Here is a 20,677-nt window from a genome sequence, read left to right as displayed (position 1 = left end):
GAGTGACCACGCTCGGCGTCATTGACGACCTGAGTTACTGATCCGGGCGTTCGGTAATCGCTCGGTGATCGGGCACGCGGTTTCAACGACACGCGATATGGTCGTGCTGGCAGTCCCCGCTCCCGATTCACGGGCAGTCGGTCCCGCCTGCGTCCCCAGTAAGTGTCGATGAGCGCCGTCCCCGCTGTCTGCCTCACCTCATCGAGAGTCCCTCTGGATCGCTTCTGGACGCCCTGTCACTCCGGCCGCATCTGCTCGATGGCCCGCTGAACGAGCGCGTCGATGGTGTCGATGATCTGGTCGTGTGAATCGCTGTGCCGAGAAGTTTCACGGAGGGCGTCGAATGCGTCGGCAAGGCCCTGGACGATGTCTTCGGACACGTTCGACGGGTCGATGACCGGGAATTGTCGAACGGTCGTCACGCTGTGTGACTCCGCCCCGCCGCTTCGAGTCTCGCTGTATTGCTGGGCGACCTCTCCGAGGATGCCGCTGTTCAAGTACGCGAGTAGCGCTTTCCGTTCGGTTCCGACCCGGTCGATTTCGACTCCGAAGAAACTGTTCGTTGTCCGGAGTCCGGCTTCGTTCACGACGAACCGTGACTGCTCTTGTCCCGCGTTGTTGAACACGACGGGTGCCGGGTCGCATCGCTCCGGCCGCCACCAGTACTCCCGGGTTCGACACGTGTAATTGCCTCGCAAGTCGTGTTCGCGGATGCTGTCGCGCAGGTACTCGAAGAGGTTCTCAAGATCGCTCGCGGGATCGGCGGTGGTGGATTCCCCCGCGTCGTACTGTTCGAGGGTGCCTTGTTCGCTCGTCCCGTCGCCGGTGAGGGCTCCAGCTTCGTACTGTCGAACGAACTCGTCCATCGTGTCCGGGATCGCATCAATGTCGTTCGGATCGAGCAACCACACTTCCTTACCGGCATCGCGTGCGGCGATCCAGTCACTCTCTTCGAGGTCGTATCCCGTCACGTCCGCCGGGTGGCGGGCGAGTCGTGACAGGTGGCGTGTGCTGATCCCGTACGTTTCGACGGTGTCGTCCGACAGGCAGAACACCTCGACTTTACCGGTCGGAGGGACTGAGCGAACGGAGGCGAGGCTCGACAGCTCCGGGAGGTGACTCACGTCTCGCTCGATCGGATCGAACCGCGCCTGCCAGTTCTCCGCAACTGTGAGCGCCGACTGCTCGACGGTGTTGATCATGCCCCAATCAGTATCATCCGTGGCCGTGCTGTCCATCGCCCTGTGAAGCGTCGAGAACCCTTTGTCATCGACGGTGATGAAACGCGTTTCACTCCCAGGATCCGGGTCGTTACGAGCTTCGAGGAGCGTGAACACGGCCGTCGTGTCCGCATCGGGGAACAGCGACCCTTCCTCTGGATCCACCCTGATCAGCGCCTTGACGTCGAACCGGTCCAACAGGAACTCTTTGAGTTCGCGCCCGTACTGTTTCTGTAACCAGGATTGCGGGGTGAGGAACGCGACTCGGGTCCCGTCGTCAGCCAGCGTCTCCGCGTGAATCATGAAGTACACGTACAACGGCGAGAGCTTGCTCACGTCGGCACCTGCCTCCCGTCTGACCTGCTCGCACCACCGTCGCTTGTCGTCACCGTCGAGCCGGTCGTGGCTCGTGTACGGCGGGTTACTCACGATGGCGTCAGGGCTCGCCGGAAGGTCCACTCGCGTGGTCCCCAGAAAATCCGATTCGAGCGTTTCGTGCGACTGGTTACCGAGCGTGAACGCGGTTTCCGCGAGGAGAACCGAGAGGCGACTCCGGTCGATCCCGACGACGTGACGCGGTTCCCCGTGTAGACTCCAGGACGGGTGGAGCGACGCGGACAGCGCTCCGGCTCCGACGCCGATATCGAGCATCGTCTCCTCGCCGTTCGCCGCCCACGCACGCATGGCGCGTCCGGCCCACCGCGGCGAGCGGAACTGACTGAGGGTCTGCCGCGCGTCGCTGTCGATGACCGCGGCGTACAACGCGCCGAGATCCGCCGACGGAACCGTTGACTGTTGAAGCTCGTGCCGCGCGGCGATCACGGGAGCGAGATCTGCCGCGCCCGCGAGCCACGCAACGTCGTCGAGCACGCACCACTCCACCGCCGGACTCGCCTCCGACGACGCGTCCGCCCGAAACGATCGCTCTGCTTTTTCAGGCGTCAATTCAGCGTCGTGACGAGCGTCGAATATCGCTGCTCGAAGCAGGACCGTAAGCGCGGCTTGCGGCGCGATCACGGTCTCTACGGGATCGCCGTCAACTTCACTGACGCCGTGCGCATCGACCCACTCGCGGGCCCGGTCGCGTAAGTCGGCGGACGCATCGGGGGTGAACGCGTCCGCGATCGCTTTCGCCGCGTCCGTAAGCGTCTCTTCGAGCGCATCAACGTCGGCATGTACCTCAAGCGGCGGTATCGGGTCGTCCGGATTGTCCCCGTCGGCGTCCGGCGGAGTCGTGCTGATCGGCACGCGCGGGCTGGCATCTCTAACCGTCGAATCGAGCTGAGCGGGTGCTGGAGACGCGTAACGCGTCGATGAGTCCGTTCTCGTGAACGCTACCGTGGAACTGTTGTCTCGCATTTGCCTAATTACTTAACTTGAACCTCCGACGTTTGAACGTTAGCCCTAAACCTCGCGCCGAGATCTCGGTCGAATCCCGGTACGGCGGCGGATCGACCGCGAAGACGCGCGAACGATGGGAGCGCTAACCGGCCCGGCCAAACTGGAATCCGCTCGGAACAAATCGTCTTCCCGGTACCGCTCCCGCTAGGCCCCGTGGTTCCTCGCACATCTTGTAAGGGGTCTCGACGACCCGGCACCGGATTCTGTAGAGATCATGTTCTAACGCTCAGTGCCACCGGTACGCACTACCCACCGGACGCCCGGCACCGGATTCTGTAGAGATCGTGTTCCAGCAGTTAGCGCCACCGGCACACACCACGCATCAGACTCCCGGCACCGAGTTCTGTACTTTTCATGTGTGGTGACACGTACTCCGGGAAAAGCGCGGTGAGAAGCCACTCAAACCCTGATTCGATAGGTTTCATGATCGAGAAAACGTGGTCTACAGCCTAGAATCCCGGGCGGTACTCACTCGTCGAACCGGATCGGGCTACCAGTCAACCGGGATCAGGTGCGGGGTTCGCTCTGTCTGACTGACTGGTGGCGGCTCCTGACGGGTTCTCGGCTGAGATTTAAATTCATCTGGTTAATATGGCGTCCGATCCGAAATGATGAACCAGGAGTTAGAGCCGATGGGGCCGCGGGAAGCGAGAGATGACTACTTACAGGAACGGCAGGAAGACGCGAGCTTCGAGACGCTTCGAACGATTCGGAAGGGACTCAATCTCTTCGTGGAGTGGTGCGAGGAGAAGGGCATCCGGAACATGAACGAGATCAGCGGCAGGCAGCTCAACAAGTACAAGAACTGGTGTAAGGACACGAGCGACAACAACACCGTGAGTCTCAACGGTCTCCTCGGGATCCTCCGGCGGTTCCTCGTCTACTGTGTACGGGTCGAGGCCGTCGCGGTCGGAACGCCGGACAAGACGCCGACCCCTAACGTGCCGGACGACGAGGACGTAAGTTACGAGAAACCGACGGAAGAAGAGGTTGAAGCGACGCTGGAATACTTGGAAACGTACGAGCGGGCGTCGCGTCGCCACGTCGAATACAAACTCATGGAGGAAGTCGGGTGTCGTGTAGGGGCAGTCCGAGCGATCGACATCGAGGATATCGATCTCGAACGACAGGCGATCCATCTCCGCCATCGACCTGAGAACGACCACCCGGAGGAGAAGGGTACTCCGTTGAAAAACGGGCCGGACGGGGAACGGCACGTCAACATTCCGATCGATTTGGCGGGCCTGATCGCCGACTACATGGACAACCCGGACCGCCACGACATCACCGACCGGTACGGTCGGAAACCGCTGTTCACGACGGCGCAGGGTCGGCCGTCGACGGATACGATTCGTCGAGACCTGTACAAGGTGACTCGGCCGTGCGTCTACGCGGACAACTGCCCGCATGACCGGGACACGGACGCGTGCGACGCGTTCAAAAACGAGTACGCGAGCGAGTGTCCGTCCAGTCACAGTCCGCATCCGCTCCGCCGATACGCGATCGAGTCGAAGATTGATGGCGGAGTCCCGAAGGACAGGCTGACCGGCCGCGTGGATGTCTCGATGCCCGTGTTGAACAAGCACTATGACACCCGTAGCAAGGAGCGAAAGCGGAAGCACCGCCTCAAAATATTCGAGAAACTGTTCGACGGTTACGGGGATCCGGACGAAACGCTGGACTTGGACCACGTGCCGGACGACCTAGTCAACGAGAACGAGATGATCGACCCGCAGGTGCTGTTACAGCTCCAGTCGGACGGGACGGACTCGGAGACCGACTCGATGTCTGATAGCACGACGGACAGCGGAAGCGTCGGAACTACGAACGCCGGAGAGGAACCGAACGAGGAACCAGAAGAGACGGACGGGGAACAACTGAGTATAGACGACTTCGGACGGAGTCCGAAAGCGGTCTTCGGCCCGGGAACGGCGGCGGTCGCGGGCACCGCAGCGCTCGGGTCGAAGACCATCGATCGGCTTCACTCAGAGCTCGAAGCGCTGACGCCCGGCGAGACCGGCGTCACGCCGCCGGGGCCGGAACGCGCCGCCAAGGGAGTCGCCGGGTACGCGCTGTTCGTGGCGATGATCGCGGTGAACTTCGCGTTGCTCGGGATCGTTCCCGCCTGACCGGCTTGGAGGTCCCGGCAGAATTCATATAATGTATAAGACTACGTGTTGGGTGAGGGCATGTCCCGAACCACTGCCACCATCCCAGACGATCTCACCGACCTCATGGAGGGGGCGGTTAAAACGGGCATCTTCGAAAACAAGAGCGACGCCATCCGCCACGTCCTCCGAGAATACTTCGACGAGAATCAGAACGCCCGGTTCGCCGCCGCAGTATCACTGTACGAAGAGGGAAACATCACCCTTGGAACTGCTGCCCGCCTCGCTGGCGTCAACCGGTTCGAGATGCGAGATATACTGCGGGAAGAGGGTGTTGAGCTGCGGTTCGGTCCTGAAGACATGGCGGCCGCGAGAGACGAGATCGACGCCGCTCGAAATCTTGAATGACAGGCCTACCCGGCAACGCAACGGTACTCAACACCACTGTCCTTTCGAACTTCGCGCAGGTCGATCACGTCGAACTGCTACTGGACCTTCCCCGACTCGTGACGGTCACTGCTGTCCAGCGCGAACTCGAAGACGGAGCTGAAACCCACCTGTACATCGAACGCGCACTAGCCGTGCTTGACGACGGGATTCCGGTAATCTCCCCGTCTTCGTCAGCAGAGCAATTAGAAGAGGAACTACTGGGAAAACTCGACCCAGGGGAAGCACAGGCGTTGGCGGTCGCAGAGGCCGCTGACGGAACGGTTGTCACGGATGACGGCGATGCGCACGTAACCGCCAACCAGCGTGGGGTCGAGTTGACCGGATCGATCGGGCTCTTGGTGCGATTCGTCGAAGACGACTACATTACGGCAGCGACAGCAGATGAGTACCTCAAACGCTGGATCGAGGAAGTCGGGTTTCGTTCACCTGCCCGTGACTTCGACGCCTTCCTTGAGGAGTAACCCGGTCTAAAACAGGCCCCGACTGTAGTTGCGGATGCCAAGATTACAGTACGGAATTCAACAGATCCGTGAGTCTTCCTCTAGTGGATAGAACCCGGGTGATGGGAGGGTTTGATCGTCGCTTCGGCGTGAGTTATTCTTCGGCGCTCGCACACGGTCCGCGGAGCGGACAGGAAGAACACGCGGGGGAGCCGGCGGTACAGACTTCGGCCGCGAAGTCAAGCATCGCGTGTTGGAAGTCAGCGCTCCGGGTCGGAGGAGCCAGCGCGTCGGCGAGGACGGCGATCCGGTCCCGGTCCGGCGTCACGTCGAAGAACCGGGACAGCAGCCGTCGGACGTTCGTGTCGACGGCCGCGATTCCGAGCCCTGTGACGTGTATCAGGACCGACCGGGCCGTGTACTCGCCGACCCCGTGAAGACCCACCAGCTCCGGGTACTCTCGCGGCACGTCGCCCGAGGGCCGCGCGAGGATCTGCTGTGCGCACCGTCGAAGGTACGCGGCGCGTTTCACGAGCCCGAGCGGTGCGACGAGCGCCTCGATCTCCTCGGTCGGGGCGGCCGCGACCGTTTCCGGCGTCGGGTACCGGGCCGCGAACGGTCGGTACGCGCCCGCGACCGCTTCGGCGGTCGTCCGCTGTAGCAGGATCTCCGCGAGCAGTACCTCGAACGGTGTCCGGTCGGGCTCTCGCCACGGCAGGTCGTGGCGACCGTTCCGTTCGTGCCAGTCGAGTAGCGGATCCACGAAGTCGTGCTGCGGGTCGAACACGCGGCGGTCTCGCCGCGGCTTCGGTGAAAAATGCGAGCGGCGGTGGTTACGACGGGCCGGTCGTCAGATGTCGTCTAGGTACCCGCGGCGCTGCTCCATTTTCACCTCCTCGGACCGCTTGTCGTAGTGCTCGTCGAGGACCTTCCGACTCACGTTCATCCGGTCGCTGACGACGTCGACGGGCACGTCGCTGGTGAGGAAGTGCGTGATGCTCCCTCGGCGGATCGCGTGCGGGCTGACCGCCTCGGGACACTTCGACTCGTCGCTCTCGCAGCCCGGACAGTCGACGCCCCGGTAGCACGGCGCGGTCACGCGGTACGTGAGCCGCCGGATCGTGTTGCCGTGCATCCTGCCGTGCGCCGTGGTGAACAGCGGCTCGCGTCCGTGCTCGTCGGTCACGTCCCTCCGGTGGGTTCGGATGTACTCCGCGAGCACTTCGGCGACGTCGGGCGTGAGCGCGACGGGGCGCTGACCGCTCTTCCCGTTCTTCAGCGTCGTCCCCTCGTCGGGTCGATGGATCAGCCGAACGTAGTTCTCGTCGAGGAAGACGTCGTCCACGTCCAGCGAGTGCGCGGACCCGACGCGGATCCCCGTCTGCCAGAGCAGCGCCATCACCGCGTGCTCCTTCGACGCGTACTCGTACTTCGACAGGTACTCCAGGATCTCCCGCGCGTCGTCGGCGTCGAGCGTCTCGTCGCGCTGCCGCTCTTCCGGGCGGACCCGCGGCACCATCACCTTGTCGTACAGGTTCTGCGGCACCGCTTCGATCGACCCGGCCCACTTCAGGAACACGCGGAGCGTGGACATCTGCATCCGGAGCGAGAGCTTGTTCAGGTCGCCGTCCTCCTTCCGCCAGAGCCGGTACCGCTGTAGGTCCCGGCCCGTGAGTTCGTTGAGATTGTCGATCTCCTCCTCGCCGCACCACCGAACGAACGGGTTCAACCGGTATCGGTGGTTCTGAACGGTCGAATCGGTACAGTCGGTCGCCTTGTGATCCAGGAACAGCTCCTGCGCGGTCCCCGGCTCGATCGGTTCGAGATCGTCTTCGTCCGTGTTCATGCTTGTCACAGACCCCCGTTAGGAGACGCCTCGACGCCGAAACCGGGAGGGAAGGAACCCCGCGCAGTCCGCTGATTATCCGCCCCAACCCATACGTTTTCCTGCCGTTCGTGAAGGAGGTGCCGAAAGTCTCACGCGCTCGTCTTCCGTCGCGCACCCGATAGCGACGACGCAGAAGGTCACCGTCCGAGCCGACCGGAACCGCGTCGCAACCCCGTGAGTCCGCCGGATCAGTCGTCGACACACACTCAGGCGCCGAGCGAGCCATTACCGCTCGCTCCGGACCGACACCGTCTCCTGTTCGAACTCGTCCGCGTCGTCGCGCCAGCGCCACGAGCCGACGAACGGGTAGCCGTCGAGCGCGCAGATGACGTACGAGCGGTCCGGCCACGTCGCCCGCGCGGCGTCCGTCTCGCTCGGGTGCGTCGGGCCGGTCGGATGGGAGTGATAGAAGCCGACCACGTCGCGGCCCGCCGCCTCGACGGTCTCGATCAGTTCGAGCTGCGTTTCGGGGTCCATCCGGTAGCGGATCTCGGGCGTGTCCGCGACGTTCTCGGCCGGGTGCGTCTCCGTGACGACGCTGGGATCACCGTCCGTCCCGCGGTCGCCGGCGAGGACGCCGCAGACTTCCGCCTCGCCGCCCTCGTAGGCGCGATACACGATGTCGTCGTACGCCGCCCGCGTGAGTTCGATCATACCGGAGGAAGGCCCGACGACGGGATAAGTCCGATCCGACCGGCATGGCTACGACTGGTCGGCGATACCGGCAGTCGCTGGCGAGGTGAGAGCGTCGATAAAGGCGTGAGTGCGGTTCGGCGGACCGAGCCGCTCAGAACGTGATGATCTCGTAGTCGTCGTCGACGAGCGAGCGGATGCTCGGGTGGCCGTCGTACTCCGCGAGGGTGGCGAGCCCGGACTCGGAGACGGCGTCCGCGACGTCGAACGCGCTCGAACAGTAGTCACAGACCGCGGCGTCGTCGCGGACCGCGCGGTAGAGTTCGTGGTAGTCGCTCTCCTCGTCTTCGAGCTCCGGGACCCACTGCGTCCTGGCGCCGTCGAAGATGAGCTTCAGTTCGTCGTCGTCGTTCTCGGCGAACTCCTTGGCCGCCTCCAGGGCGTTCGCGAGGCGACCGTAGTCGGCGTGCGACTCGTTACCGGCGAGGATCACGATTGCTGCTTTCGCCATCGTGGCTCCCGATACATGGCACGCACACAAAACCCGCCCGCGGCTGTGTGTTCGGATCACCGGACCGGCGAGAGGGCCCGAACCGGTCCGCGAGCGCACCCTCCCTCACCAGTCCCGGGACACCGGCGTCTCGCTCGCGTCGGCGTGCTCCAGCAGCCACGCCGCGGCCGCGTCGAGCGCGTCGTCGTCGGTCCCGGTCACCTTGAGCCGGTTGTGGTCGGCCTCGCGGTCGGGGTAGCAGCCGACGGCGACGTCGAACCGCTCCATCGACTCCTCCAAGGCGTCGATGATGTTCGACTCCGGCTCGACGGTGTAGAGGAACCGCGAGCGCCGGTCGCCCGCGAACTCGTCTGCGACGGTCTCGAACGTCGCCTTCAGCTCGTCCGGGATCCCGGGCATGACGTAGACGTTCTCGACGACGCAGCCCGGCGCGAGCCCGGCCTCGGTCACCAGCGGGCGACCCCCCTCGGGGACCGACGCCTCGGCCTCGACGTCGACGTCGAACTCGCGGTCGGGGACGCGCTCGCGGATCGCGGCCAGCCGGCGCTCGACCGACTCGCGCGTGAGGTCGGTCGGGGCCATCTCGCGGTCGAACGCGTCCGCGACCGCCTCCATGGTCACGTCGTCCGGGGTGCTGCCGATCCCGCCGGTGACGATCACGGCGTCGAAGTCGGCCGCGTACTCGCTGACCCGGTCCGCGATCTCGGCCCTGTCGTCGGGGATCGAGAGGATCCGCGACACGGCGACGCCGCGCTCGCTCAGCTCCGGGGCGAGCCAGTTCGCGTTGGTGTTCACCGTGTCGCCCGAGAGCAGCTCGTCTCCGACCGTGATCAGCGCGACCTCCATCGGACCGTCGTACGACCGGCCGACGGATGTACGTTTCCCGCCGCGGACGGACCCGAATAATAATGAGGGACCGCGGCCTCGGTCGGGGAGTGACACGCGACACCACGCGCCGCGCGGTCCTCGCGAGCGTCCTCGCGGCCGGCAGCGCCGGACTGGCGGCGAGCGACGTGGCCGACCTCCTCGACTCGTTTGCTCCGCTGTCGGGCGAGGCGTGGGACGCGGCCGACCGGTCGCTCCCGGAGACGGTCGAGAGCCCGCACGGGGCGGCGAGCGTCTCGCGCGACGAGTTCGGGGTCCCGCAGGTCGAGGCCGACGCGGAGCCCGCGGCGTACTTCGCGGTGGGGTACTGCCAGGCGTTCGACCGCCTGTTCGCGATGGACCTCCAGCGGCGGGTGATGCGCGGCCGGCTCTCAGAGGTGATCGGCGAGGCGACGCTCGACAGCGACGAGTTCAACGTCGCCATGGGCTTCGCCGACGCCGCCGCGGTCACCTGGGACGCGGTCGCCGACACCCGCGCCGGCCCGCTCGTCGAGGCGTTCGCCGACGGCGTCAACGCCGCGATGGACGACCTCCCGCTCCCGCTGGAGTTCGAGCTGATCGGCTACGAGCCCGAGCCGTGGACGCCGGTCGACTCGATGCTGATGGAGAAGCAGATATCGTGGACGCTCACGGGGAGCTTCTCGGAGCTGCGTCGCGCGCTCGTCGCCGACCGCCTCGGCGCGGAGCGCGCGGAGACCCTGTTCCCGACGCGGTACGACCACGACGACCCGATCCTCGACGGGACCGAGACGCGGCTCGACGGGGCGCGGGAGTCCGCGCTGGCCGACGCGGGCGAGCGCGGGTCGAAGGGTCGAAGGCGGGCTTCGAACGGTCGGGAGCGCGGCTCCGTCGACCCCGTCGACCCCGCGCTGACCGACTGGCTCTCGGGCTTCGAGTCGCCGACCGGCGTCGGCTCGAACAGCTGGGTCGTCTCGGGCGAGCACACCGCGAGCGGGACGCCGACCGTCGCGTACGACCCGCACCTCTCGCTTCAGGCGCCGCCGCTGTGGTACGAGCAGTCGGTCGACACCCCCGAGCGCTCGGTGCGGGGCGCGACGTTCTCGGGCGTGCCCTTCGTCATCGCGGGCGCGAACGACCGCGGCGCGTGGTCGTTCACCAACCTCGGGGCCGACGTGCTCGACTGCTACCGGTACGAGATCGACGAGGCGGGCGACCGCTACCGGTACGACGGCGAGTGGCGCAACTTCGAGGTCGACGAGCGCGAGACGATCCCGGTCGCGGGCGGCGAGGACCGCGAGCTCCGCGTGCGCCGCACCGTCCACGGCCCGCTGATCGAGCGCGAGGGGCGGACGGTCGGCGTCGCGTGGACCGGCCACACGGCGACGCGCACCACGACCGCCATCGAGGCGTACGGGCGCAGCGAGGGGATAGACGACCTGCTCGAAGCCACCCGCGACTTCGACCTGCCGACGCAGAACCTCGTGTACGCGGACGCCGACGGCCGGACGCTCTACTTCGCGACCGGCCGGCTGCCGATCCGCCGGACCGACGGCGAGGTCGTCGACGGCGACCGGGTCTTCGACGGCTCCGCGGGCGAGGGGGAGTGGGAGGGGTTCGAGCCGTTCGGCGAGTCCTCGTGGGAGGGGTTCGTCCCCTTCGAGGAGAAGCCGCACGCGATCGACCCCGACGCGCTCTCGACGGCGAACCAGCGCCCGATCGACGACCCGACCCACTACGTCGGCGTCGACTACGCGACCCCGTACCGCGGCGCGCGGATCGCCGACCGGTTGGCCGAGCGGACTGCCGACGGGGGGACGACCGACCCCGAGTTCCACCGCGGGCTCCAGAGCGACGTGCGCGACGGGCGCGCGCCGGAACTCGTCCCCGAGGTGGTCGCCGCCGTACGCGACCGGTCCGACCCCGACCCGGCGCTCGTCGACGCGGCCGACGCCCTCGACGACTGGGACTACCGGATGGCGCGCGACTCGCGCGGCGCGCTGCTCTTTGCCCGCTACCTGCCGGCGTTCCGCGAGCGCGTCTTCGGGCCCGCGTTCGACGAGGCGGACCTCGGCGACTCCTACTACCCGAGCGACTGGACGCTCGCGCGGCTCCCGGACGACGACCCGCTGTTCAACGGCCGCTCGCGGGCCGACCTCGCGGTCGCCGCCCTCCGCGACGCGCTCGACGAGGCCGACGAGGCCGGCTGGGAGGCCTACGGCGACTACAACACCACGCGGGCGATGACCCACCCGCTCGGCGGCGAGGCGCCGTTCCTGAACTACGCGGAGCGCCCGGCGGACGGCTCGCCCGCCACCGTGAAGAACTACCGCGTCGAGTCGTCGGTCGGGTCAAGCTGGCGGATGGTGGTGCGGCCGGGGACCGACGCGACCGCCGTGCTGCCGGGCGGGAACTCCGGCGACTACTTCTCCGAGCACTACGACGACCAGCTCCGGCACTGGCTCGAAAACGACCAGCGCCCGATGCCGCTCGGCGGGGGCGGCGACCCGGCAGTGCGGTTCGAGCCGACGGAGGGGTCGCGATGAGCGACGCGCCGTCGCCGGTAGAGCGCGTCAGGACGGAGCCGCGGGCGCACGCGGTCGCGGTCGTCGCCGCCGCGGCGGTCGGCGTCGCGTTCGCGTCGGTCCACTGGCTCGGGCTGATCGCGGCCGGCGCGCTCGCGTCGCTCGTCGCGCCGACGGTCCGCCGCGGCGTCGCGTACGCGCTCGGCGCGGGCGTCGTCGCCCTCGCCGCGTTCGCGGTCTCGCTCGGCCCGGCGGCCGCCGCGGTGCCGGGGATGCGGCCGATCACCTACGTCGCGGTCGGCGCGGGGCTGGCGCTCCCGCTGTTCGGGTCGCTCGCGCGGGCCGTCGCGACCTGACGCGGTCCGACGCCCGGCGCTCAGTCCAGCCGCTCTACGTCGGTGACGGTCTCGTCGGTCTCGACGTCGCCCGTGTTGCGCGTCTCGCTCGGCTCGAACAGCAGGATCTCTGCCTCGGGCTCGGCGACGGGCCGGTGTTCGGTCCCGCGCGGGACGACGGTGAAGTCGCCGGCCTCCAGCACCGCGTCGTCCGCCTCGCGGAACTCGATCCGGAGCCGGCCGTCGTGGACGAGAAAGAGCTCGTCGGCGTCCGCGTGGCTGTGCCAGACGAACTCCCCGTCCGCCTTCGCGAGCTTGACCGCCTGTCCGTTGAGCTCGGCCGCGAGCCGCGGCGACCACGTCTCGTCGAACGAGCCGAACGCCTCGGCGAGGGACACCGTCTCCATACCGGCTGTCGGGGGCGGAGCGGTAAAGTCGCTGTTCACCCCGGGCGCCGCGCGCCCGCGACGGTCCGGATCGTGTGCGTGGTATATAGCGCTCCGGAGCGGTGCGGACCGCTCGGGCGCGCGCCGGACCCCTCATATAAGCGCTTAGGAGGGGACTCTGCGTGCCGCGAGGTATGGCAGCGACCCACGCGGACGAAGCGAGCGATCCGATCCGGGCGGCGCGGGCCGCGCTCCGCGTCGAGCGCCGCCGGACCGTCGACGAGCGGGAGGCCCTCCGTGCGTTCCGCGGCCGCGTGTCGTCGGTCCCGACCGAGGACGGGAACGCGACCGCGGCGGGTCCCGCCGCGATGGATCCGACCCGCGGCGCGGGCGGCGCGATCGGCGGGGCGGCGGGCGGTCCCGACGGCGGCGCCAGCGGGGCGGCGTCGCCCGGGTCGAGCCTCGTCGCGGTCCGAGACGCGTACCGGGCGACGGTGATGTCCGTGCCGCACTACGAGGCGGAGTACGACGACACCTACGAGCGGAGCGTCGCGGCCGAGTTCGGCCCCGAGATCGCGTACGCGCTCACCCGGACGGACAGCTTCCACGAGGCGTACAAGCGCTCGCTCCTGAGCGCCGTCGAGACCGCGGTCCAGGAGCGCGAGGCGTTCCTCGACGCCTTGGAGTCCGAGGTCGAGTCGGTCGAGCGCGGCGGGTCCCGGCTCGACACCGTCCGCTCGGAGGTCGCGGCAATCGACGACGAGCTCGGCGACGGCGACGCCGCGGCGGCGGCCGCCGGGTTCGGCGCGCTCGACGCCTGCCGGACCCGGACCGAGGCGCTCGTCGCGGACTGCGACCGGATCGCTGCGCGGCGCCAGCGCGTCCTCGCCGACCACGAGCGCCGGCTGGCGATCGGGGACGATATCGACTTCGCGGCGTACTGCTATCAGGGCCTCGACGCCTCGTATCCGGTCCTCGCCGCGGTCGGGGCGGTCGGCGACCGGCTGGAGCGGCTGCGCGACCGGATCGAGCGGGCGATGGCGCGGACGCGGTGAGCCGCCCGTCGGCCGCGGCCGGGACCCGGTAACACCCGTGTCCGCGCCGATTCAAGTCCCTCCGCGACGTAGTGCGGGGCATGACAGACGCCACCGACGACGGCGCCGACCGACCCGCGAGCGACGGCCCGACCCCCACGCCGGGGATCCACCACGTGACCTGCGTGGCGGGCGACCCGCAGCGCAACCTCGACTTCTGGGTCGAGACGCTTGGGCTCCGCCTCGTGAAGCGGTCGATCAACCAGGACGACCCCGGCACGTACCACTTCTTCTACGGCGACGCCGAGGGGACGCCCGGCACGAGCATGACCTTCTTCCCGTGGACGGACCTCCCCGAGGGCGAGGTCGGCTCCGGGCAGGTCTCCCGCACCGCGTTCCGGGTCCCCGAGGGGAGCCTCGACTACTGGGAGGAGCGGTTCGACGAGCGCGGCGTCGACTACGACGCCCGCGAGGAGCGGTTCGGCGAGACGGTGGTCCCCTTCCGCGACCCCGACGGGCTCCCCGTGGAGCTCGTCGCCGTCGAGATTCCGGACGACGACCCGACGACCGCGTGGACCGCGCACGTCCCCGAGTCGGCCGCGATCCGCGGCTTCCACTCGGTGACGCTGTGGATCGACGAGCCCGAGCGCACCGAGCGCCTCCTCCGGACGATGGGGCTGACTGAGGTCGAGTCCGAGGCCGACGCGAGCACGGACGGCGACCGCACCCGGTTCGCGGCCGGCGGCCCCGTCGGGAAGTACGTCGACGTGGTCGAGGTCGACCGCCGCGGGCGCTCCGGGCGCGGCACCGTCCACCACGTCGCGTTCCAGACCCCGACCGACGACGACCAGTCCGGGATGCGCGACGCGGTCGCGTCGATGGGCCTCCGCCCCACCCAACAGATCGACCGGCACTGGTTCCGCTCCGTGTACTTCCGGGAGTTCGCCGGCGTCCTCTTCGAACTCGCCACCGCGGACCCCGGCTACGCGAGCGACGAGCCGCTGGACGCGCTCGGCGAGCGCCTGGTGCTGCCCGGGCGGTTCAAAGAGCGCCGCGACGAGATCGAGTCCGGCCTCGCCGACGTGACCGTGCCGCGGGCCGACGGCGAGTTCGCGGCGAACCGCGCCGACTGAGCGCGGTCGGCACGGAGGTCGGACGAGACGGACAGCGCGGACGACGCCGCGGACCGATCCTTCTAATCCGTCGCCGCCGAATCCACGCCCATGACCGAGGACCTCGGCACGCCCGTGCTAGACGACCACCTCCACCTCGACCCGCGACACGGCCGCGGGATCGAGGCCGTCGAGGAGTTCGCGCGGCTCGGCGGCACGCACCTGCTCGTCGTGAACAAGCCCTCGTGGCTGCTCGGCGTCGAGCCCGACGAGCCCGACGACTTCCGCGCCGTCTTCGAGGAGACGTTAGAGACCGTCGCGGCCGCCAGCGAGACGCTCCCGGGGCGCGCGTGGCCCGTCCTCGGCGTCCATCCGGGACTGATCAGCCGGCTCGTCGACGAACGCGGCTTCTCGCCCGAGGCGGCCCGCGACCTCATGCGCGGCGGCCTGTCGGTCGCGAGCGAGTACGTCGCGGACGGCGACGCGCTCGCGCTGAAGTCCGGCCGCCCCCACTACGACGTGACCGACGCGGTGTGGGACGCGTCGAACGCGGTCACTCGTCGGGCGTTCGAGCTGGGCGCTGAAGTCGACTGCGCGGTCCAGCTCCACACCGAGGCGACCGAGGACCTGACCGACCTCGCCGCGGTCGCCGACGAGGTCGGACTCGACCCCTCGAAGGTCGTGAAACACTACGCCGCGGGCGAGCTGGCGGGCGTCACGCCGAGCGTGATGAGCGACAAGGAGCGGCTGGAGCGCGCCGCCGAGGCGGGCGAGCCGTTCCTGATGGAGACGGACTTCGTGGACGACCCCGACCGCCCGGGGATGGTGCTCGGCCCGAAGACCGTCCCCCGGCGGGTGCGCTGGCTGCTGGAGGAGGGTCACGAGGAGGCGGTCCGCCGGGCGCACGTCGAGACGCCGCGCGACGTGTACGGGATCGACACCGAGGCGACGCTGGAGCGGGGGGAGCCGTGAGCGGGGCGACGGCCTCGCGGCCGCCGGCGGTCCTGTTCACCGGGTTCCCCGGCTTCCTCGGCTCGGCGCTGCTCCGGCGCGTGCTCGCCCGCGGCGACGGCCCGGTCGCCTGCCTCGTCCAGCCCCGGTACCGCGACCTCGCGGCGCGGCGCGCCCGCGACATCGTCGCCGACGTCGGGGACGAGGCCGGCGACGGGGCGGCCGTCCACCTCTACGAGGGCGACATCACGGAGCCGGACCTCGGGCTGGGCGCGGCGCTCGACGACCCCGACCTGCTCGGCGGCGTCGACGAGGTGTACCACCTCGCCGCGGTGTACGACTTGAGCGTCGACGCCGACCTCGCCGAGGCGGTGAACGTCCGCGGCACGGAACACGTCCTCGACGCGGCCGAGCGCGTCGGCGTCGACCGCCTCCACTACGTCAGCACCTGCTACGTCAGCGGCCGGTACGACGGGGTTTTCACCGCCGAGGACCTCCGCGAGGGCCAGTCGTTCAACAACCACTACGAGGCGACGAAATACCGTGCCGAGGTCGCGGTGCGGGAGCGGATGGCCGAGGGGCTCCCGGCGACCGTCTACCGCCCGGCGATCGCCGTCGGCGACAGCGAGACGGGCGAGACCGACAAACTCGACGGCCCCTACAACCTCCTGCGGCTGCTCCTCGCGCAGCCGCGGCGGCTGGCGGTCGCGTTCTCGATCCCCGGCGCGGCGGACACGGAGCTGAACGTCGTGCCCCGGGACTACGTGGTCGACGCGATCGCCGAACTGAGCGGTCGCGCCGAGACCGTCGGGGAGACGTACCAGCTCTGCGACCCCGACCCGCTCACCGTCCCGGCGTTCGTCGCCGCGATGAGCGACGCCGCGGGGCGCCGGACGGTCACGGTCCCGACGCCGAAGCCCGTCGCGAAGGCGGCCGCGAGGCTGCTCTCGGCGCGCGGCGTCGACGTGGAGCCGGCGACGATCGACTACTTCGACCACCCGACCCGCTACCGCTGCCCGAACGCGAGCGACGCGCTGGCGGACACCGACGTCTCCGTCCCGCGGTTCGGGTCGTACGTCGACCGGATCGTCGCGTTCGCGCGGGACCACCCCGACCTCGGCGACGACCCGATGACGTGAGTCCGGGAGGGGCGACGGAGGCGCCCGACCGCGGGACGGAGGCGACCGACCCCGGACGGAGACATCCGACCCCGGGGCAAAGGCGTCCGACCGCGGGACGGTGGCGCCGCCGGGAATCCGGGATTCACGCGGGTGAGACGCGGTCTCGCGCGGCGATCGATAGGAAAGGCATTTGAGTTGGCCGGGCGACGTACGGCACATGACCGACGACGACGCCGTCGAAACGTTCTATACCGACGAACGCTGGCAGAACTGGCTCGACAGGCTGGCCGAAGAGGAGCTCGACCCCGAGAACGAGGACTCGGCGCGCCTCCTCCTCAACCTCCAGGACGACGCGGCGATCGCCGTGGTGAAGGTGCTCGCGGCGTTCGACGACGACCGCATCGGCGAGGAGCGCGCCGTCGAGGAGGTCCGCGACATCCGCGAGATCGTCCTCGCCGACGTGGAGTTCGACGACGAGGACAAGGTGATGCTGATCGACGGCGTCCAGACCTCGCTCGTCCCCGTCTTCTACGCGGCCGAGGAGTACGTCGTCGGCGGCGTCGTCGACGGCGACGTGAGCGAGTTCGTGCGCGCGGCCGCCGAGGCCGAGGAGGGCGACGACCTCGACGCCGCGCTCGGCTACGTGGTCCAGGCCGGCACGCGCGTCATCGACGGCGAGGCGCTCGACATCGAACTCGTCGAGGACCTGGAGTACGGCCTCGTCTCCGAGTGGGTCAACGGGCTCGACTCCCTCCAGTCGGCCATCGAGGACCCGGAAGTCGTCGAAGAGGAGGACTGACGGCGTCGCCGGACCCGCCCCCGCCGGGTCGATCGAGGTGAAGTGTTTTCAGCGCCCGTAGCGTCGAGTCCGCATGGTCTCTCTCGCGGCCGGCCTGGCGATCGCCCTCCTCGTCGTCTGGACGGCCAGCTCGTTCGTCCCGTTCGTGCCGGGCGGCGTCCTCGCGGCGCTGACGGTCGTCGGCTACGCGTACACCACCGGCTTCGCCGAGCCGAGCCTCCCCGCGCTGGTCGCGCTCGTCGCCGTCTCGCTGCTGGCCTCCGCGGCGGACCTCGTGTCCGGAATGGTCTCCGGCCGGCTCGGCGGCGCCTCGACTCGGACCGTCGTCGTCGGGACGCTGATCGGGATCGTGCTCCTGATCCCGCTCGGGCCGATCGGGCTCGTCGTCGGGCTGGGCGGCACCGTCTTCGTCGCCGCCCTCGACGAACACGACGGCGACACGCGCGAGGCCGCCCGGCAGGCGGCCTACGCGGTGGTCGGGGCCCTCGCCAGCGCGTTCGTCCAGGCCGTCCTGCTCGCGGGCGTCACGGTCGCGTTCGCGCTGGCGGTCGTCTGAGCCCGGCTCGGCCTCACGCCGCCACGGAGAACAGGATGAGGTTGTGCGCGGCCGGGCCGAGCCCCATCGCCGCGACGAACCCGAGGAGGAGGTACCCCTCGGCCGGCGTCTCGCGGACGTACGCCGCGAACAGCCACACGACGGCGCTCGCGACCGCGAGCTTCACGAGGAGGAACAGCCACCCCTCCCCGATCACCGGGAGCGACGGCAGCCCGCCGACCTCCAGCAGGAGCCGCGAGAGCGGCGTGCGCTCGCCGAATCCGAGCTGGGTGGTCCCGACCGCGGTCGAGACGCCGTCGAGCGCGTGGCCGAACACCGCGAGCGCGCCGACGGAGCCGGTGACCGCGGCCTCCGGGCGGAGCCGCGTCAGCCCGGCCCAGGCGGCGCCGGCGACGGGGACGGTGAGCGCGAGCGCGACCGTCGACCAGCGCGCGCCGACCGGGGAGATCCCGGTGCCGACCGCGACCGCGACGACGGGGACGAGACAGAGCGCGCCGAGGGCCGCGAGCGTCGGCGCGACGCGGTCCGGCCGCGCGGCGTCGGCGGCGAGCCACGCCGCGCCCGCGAGCGCCCCCACGGTGAGGTAGACGGTCGGCGAACCGGCGAACGGGGCGAGGAGCGGCGGGAGCGCGTCGACGACGTAGAGGACGTGGGCCGCGGAGCCGAGCGCCATCCACGGGGCGAGCGCGAGGACGCGCCGCGCGGTGACCCGCGGGCGACGGCGGCGGAGCGCGACGACGACTCCGCCGGTCGCGAGCAGGACGGCGAGGAGGTGCGGCAGGGGCGGCAGCGTCGTGCCCGTGGGGAGGAGGCCGCCGACCATCAGACGGACAGGACGGGCTGGCTCGCGTACAGCAGCACGTACTCGGCGGCCTTCCCCAGCACCTCGCCGGGGTCGCCGGAGACGGGCTCGCGCGGGACGACGATGAAGTCCGACTCCAGCTCCTCGGCCGTGTCGAGGACGACGCTCCCCGGGTGGACCGTCTTCACCGACGTAGAGAAGCCGTAGGCGATGGAGTTGCTGTGGGGCACCCCGGCCGCGTCCGCGCGGCGGGCGACGGAGTCGGTGAACGCCTCGGAGTCGTCGGCCACCTCGCTCTCGTCGACCACCCCGTGGTCGATGGCGCGGACGACCTCCTCGTCGAGGACGTACAGCGCGTGGACGCTCGCGTCGTACTCCGCCGCGAGCGCGATGGCGTAGTCGACCGCCTCGTGTGACTCCTCGCTGCCGTCGACGGGCACGAGGACGAGGTCGATGTCGAGATCGGTCATACCCGACCCGTCGGCGGGGGAGGTCAAAAAGCCCGCCCCAACGCCCCGCGCCGGGGCCCGAAACCGACGGCGGCGACCGCGGTACCGGGGTGGCCCGGCGGCGCGCCGCCGCCGGCTCAGTACCCCGACAGCTCGCGCTGGCCCGCCTCCCGGCGCTCGGCGGGCGGGACGTTCGTCGCCACGATCTCGTCGACCGCGTCCCGGTTGTCCGCGTCGCTGTTGATCGCGCGGGTCGCGCCCTCGCGGTCGACCCGGAACCCCGCCTCGGCGTAGGCGTCGTACATCACGCCGCTGTTCGAGAGGACGACCCACACCCCGGCGTCGTCGAGCTCGCCGGCGACGTCGAGCAGGCGGCGCTGGTCCTCGCGGTCGAAGCCGTCGGCGCTGTACTCGTTGAAGTTCGCGGTCGCGCTCATCGGCTCGTAGGGGGGATCGAAGTAGACTACGTCGCCGGGCTCGGTCGCGTCGAGGACGTATGCGAAGTCGCCGTTGCGGATCTCCGCGTCGGCGAGCAGGTCGCTCGCCCGACGGATCCGGTCCCGCTGGACCCAGTCGGGATCTGCGTACCGACCGATCGGGACGTTGAACCCGCCGTCCGCGTTCTCGCGGTAGAGCCCGTTGTAGCAGGTGCGGTTGAGGTACAGGAGGAGCGCGGCCTCTTCCAAGGGATCGAACGAGCCCTCGTAGGGGCGGCGGTTGAACCGCGCGCGCTGCTGGTAGTAGTAAGCGTCCACCTCCCTGCCGCGGGCCGTCTCCTCGGCGTACGGGAGGGCCGGGTCGGGGTCGCTCTCGGGGTCGTCGAACGACGCGAGCCGCGAGATCAGCTCGTCGGGGCGGTCCCGGACCTGCTCGTAGAAGTTCACCAGCCGCGGGTTCGCGTCGTTGACCGTCGCGCGGGCGGGTTCGAGGTCGAAGAAGACCGCGCCGCCGCCGACGAACGGCTCGTGGTACCGGCCGAACTCGGCCGGGAACCGGGCGTACAGTTCGTCGAGCAGCTGTCGCTTCCCGCCGGCCCACTTCAGGATCGGCTCGGCCATCGCTGTCGGGTGTCGCCCGCGCCCGGGGATAAACGTCCCGGGCCGCGTCCGGGGC

The 20,677-nt window shown here is 69.3% G+C and carries 21 protein-coding genes; 11 read left to right on the top strand and 10 right to left on the bottom strand.

Annotated features, from left to right (window positions below; translation table 11 throughout):
- Positions 1-236: 236 nt before the first annotated feature.
- On the bottom strand, positions 237-2,468 hold the full coding sequence (locus tag HPS36_RS11630; RefSeq protein WP_173230258.1) for an Eco57I restriction-modification methylase domain-containing protein: 2,232 nt from the start codon (positions 2,466-2,468) through the stop codon (positions 237-239).
- A gap of 761 nt (positions 2,469-3,229) precedes the next feature.
- On the opposite strand from HPS36_RS11630, the gene HPS36_RS11625 reads away from it, so the two are divergent.
- Genes HPS36_RS11625 through HPS36_RS11615 form a run of 3 tightly spaced genes read left to right on the top strand, consistent with a single transcriptional unit; the run spans position 3,230 to position 5,640 of the window.
- Positions 3,230-4,750, top strand: coding sequence for a tyrosine-type recombinase/integrase (locus HPS36_RS11625; protein WP_235681700.1), 1,521 nt, complete (start codon positions 3,230-3,232; stop codon positions 4,748-4,750).
- 60 nt (positions 4,751-4,810) lie between these two features.
- A complete protein-coding gene (locus HPS36_RS11620) occupies positions 4,811-5,137 on the top strand; it encodes a UPF0175 family protein (RefSeq protein ID WP_173230257.1) in 327 nt (108 codons plus the stop codon).
- Entirely contained in the window at positions 5,134-5,640 is a 507-nt protein-coding gene (locus tag HPS36_RS11615) for a twitching motility protein PilT (protein WP_173230256.1), read from the top strand. Before HPS36_RS11620 ends, HPS36_RS11615 begins: the two co-directional genes overlap by 4 nt.
- 133 nt (positions 5,641-5,773) lie before the next feature.
- On the opposite strand, the gene HPS36_RS11610 is transcribed toward HPS36_RS11615, so the two are convergent.
- The 5 genes from HPS36_RS11610 to HPS36_RS11590 all read right to left on the bottom strand — a co-directional run bounded on the left by HPS36_RS11610 (position 5,774) and on the right by HPS36_RS11590 (position 9,497).
- Positions 5,774-6,406 (bottom strand): HhH-GPD family protein, encoded by a 633-nt coding sequence (locus HPS36_RS11610; RefSeq protein ID WP_173230255.1) that lies wholly within the window; start codon positions 6,404-6,406, stop codon positions 5,774-5,776.
- A 63-nt stretch (positions 6,407-6,469) separates the two neighbouring features.
- The gene (locus HPS36_RS11605; RefSeq protein WP_173230254.1) at positions 6,470-7,465 is read right to left on the bottom strand and encodes a tyrosine-type recombinase/integrase; all 996 of its coding nucleotides are present in this window, start codon (positions 7,463-7,465) and stop codon (positions 6,470-6,472) included.
- A 267-nt stretch (positions 7,466-7,732) separates the two neighbouring features.
- Positions 7,733-8,161 carry a desampylase gene (locus HPS36_RS11600; RefSeq protein ID WP_137715931.1) on the bottom strand — a complete coding sequence of 143 codons (429 nt, stop codon included), beginning with the start codon at positions 8,159-8,161 and terminating at the stop codon, positions 7,733-7,735.
- A 133-nt stretch (positions 8,162-8,294) separates the two neighbouring features.
- Positions 8,295-8,651, bottom strand: coding sequence for a DsrE family protein (locus tag HPS36_RS11595; RefSeq protein ID WP_173230253.1), 357 nt, complete (start codon positions 8,649-8,651; stop codon positions 8,295-8,297).
- A gap of 105 nt (positions 8,652-8,756) precedes the next feature.
- Positions 8,757-9,497, bottom strand: a complete 741-nt coding sequence (locus HPS36_RS11590; protein ID WP_173230252.1) for a competence/damage-inducible protein A — start codon at positions 9,495-9,497, stop codon at positions 8,757-8,759.
- A gap of 89 nt (positions 9,498-9,586) precedes the next feature.
- On the opposite strand from HPS36_RS11590, the gene HPS36_RS11585 reads away from it, so the two are divergent.
- Both HPS36_RS11585 and HPS36_RS11580 read left to right on the top strand, forming a co-directional pair.
- Complete coding sequence (locus HPS36_RS11585) at positions 9,587-12,040, top strand: penicillin acylase family protein (RefSeq protein ID WP_173230251.1); 2,454 nt, start codon at positions 9,587-9,589, stop codon at positions 12,038-12,040.
- A complete protein-coding gene (locus HPS36_RS11580; protein WP_173230250.1) occupies positions 12,037-12,375 on the top strand; it encodes a hypothetical protein in 339 nt (112 codons plus the stop codon). Before HPS36_RS11585 ends, HPS36_RS11580 begins: the two co-directional genes overlap by 4 nt.
- 20 nt (positions 12,376-12,395) lie before the next feature.
- Here the strand turns inward: HPS36_RS11580 and HPS36_RS11575 are convergent, their stop codons facing one another.
- On the bottom strand, positions 12,396-12,761 hold the full coding sequence (locus HPS36_RS11575; protein WP_173230249.1) for a cupin domain-containing protein: 366 nt from the start codon (positions 12,759-12,761) through the stop codon (positions 12,396-12,398).
- Positions 12,762-12,934: 173 nt separating this feature from the next.
- Here HPS36_RS11575 and HPS36_RS11570 point away from each other — a divergent pair, with 173 nt between their 5' ends.
- The 6 genes from HPS36_RS11570 (at position 12,935) to HPS36_RS11545 (ending at position 18,313) form a co-directional block, all read left to right on the top strand.
- Positions 12,935-13,795 carry a DUF7260 family protein gene (locus HPS36_RS11570; protein ID WP_173230248.1) on the top strand — a complete coding sequence of 287 codons (861 nt, stop codon included), beginning with the start codon at positions 12,935-12,937 and terminating at the stop codon, positions 13,793-13,795.
- Positions 13,796-13,875: 80 nt separating this feature from the next.
- A complete protein-coding gene (locus HPS36_RS11565; protein ID WP_173230247.1) occupies positions 13,876-14,907 on the top strand; it encodes a ring-cleaving dioxygenase in 1,032 nt (343 codons plus the stop codon).
- 90 nt (positions 14,908-14,997) lie between these two features.
- The gene (locus tag HPS36_RS11560; RefSeq protein WP_173230246.1) at positions 14,998-15,858 is read left to right on the top strand and encodes a TatD family hydrolase; all 861 of its coding nucleotides are present in this window, start codon (positions 14,998-15,000) and stop codon (positions 15,856-15,858) included.
- A complete protein-coding gene (locus HPS36_RS11555) occupies positions 15,855-16,976 on the top strand; it encodes an SDR family oxidoreductase (protein WP_173230245.1) in 1,122 nt (373 codons plus the stop codon). The genes HPS36_RS11560 and HPS36_RS11555 overlap by 4 nt, the downstream gene beginning before the upstream one ends.
- 199 nt (positions 16,977-17,175) lie before the next feature.
- A complete protein-coding gene (locus HPS36_RS11550; RefSeq protein WP_173230244.1) occupies positions 17,176-17,757 on the top strand; it encodes a DUF2150 family protein in 582 nt (193 codons plus the stop codon).
- Positions 17,758-17,830: 73 nt separating this feature from the next.
- On the top strand, positions 17,831-18,313 hold the full coding sequence (locus HPS36_RS11545) for a DUF456 domain-containing protein (RefSeq protein ID WP_173230243.1): 483 nt from the start codon (positions 17,831-17,833) through the stop codon (positions 18,311-18,313).
- A gap of 13 nt (positions 18,314-18,326) precedes the next feature.
- Here HPS36_RS11545 and HPS36_RS11540 read toward each other — a convergent pair whose 3' ends face one another.
- The 3 genes from HPS36_RS11540 to HPS36_RS11530 all read right to left on the bottom strand — a co-directional run bounded on the left by HPS36_RS11540 (position 18,327) and on the right by HPS36_RS11530 (position 20,622).
- Entirely contained in the window at positions 18,327-19,136 is an 810-nt protein-coding gene (locus tag HPS36_RS11540; RefSeq protein ID WP_173230242.1) for a DUF63 family protein, read from the bottom strand.
- A complete protein-coding gene (locus HPS36_RS11535; protein WP_053772750.1) occupies positions 19,136-19,585 on the bottom strand; it encodes a universal stress protein in 450 nt (149 codons plus the stop codon). The genes HPS36_RS11540 and HPS36_RS11535 overlap by 1 nt, the downstream gene beginning before the upstream one ends.
- A gap of 116 nt (positions 19,586-19,701) precedes the next feature.
- The gene (locus tag HPS36_RS11530) at positions 19,702-20,622 is read right to left on the bottom strand and encodes a DNA adenine methylase (RefSeq protein ID WP_173230241.1); all 921 of its coding nucleotides are present in this window, start codon (positions 20,620-20,622) and stop codon (positions 19,702-19,704) included.
- Positions 20,623-20,677: the final 55 nt, after the last annotated feature.

It is taken from the genome of Halorubrum salinarum (genome assembly GCF_013267195.1).
Taxonomy (GTDB): Archaea; Halobacteriota; Halobacteria; order Halobacteriales; family Haloferacaceae; genus Halorubrum; species Halorubrum salinarum.
The sequence above is the reverse complement of the archived record's forward strand: the minus strand, read 5'-3'. Positions and strand labels throughout refer to the sequence as shown.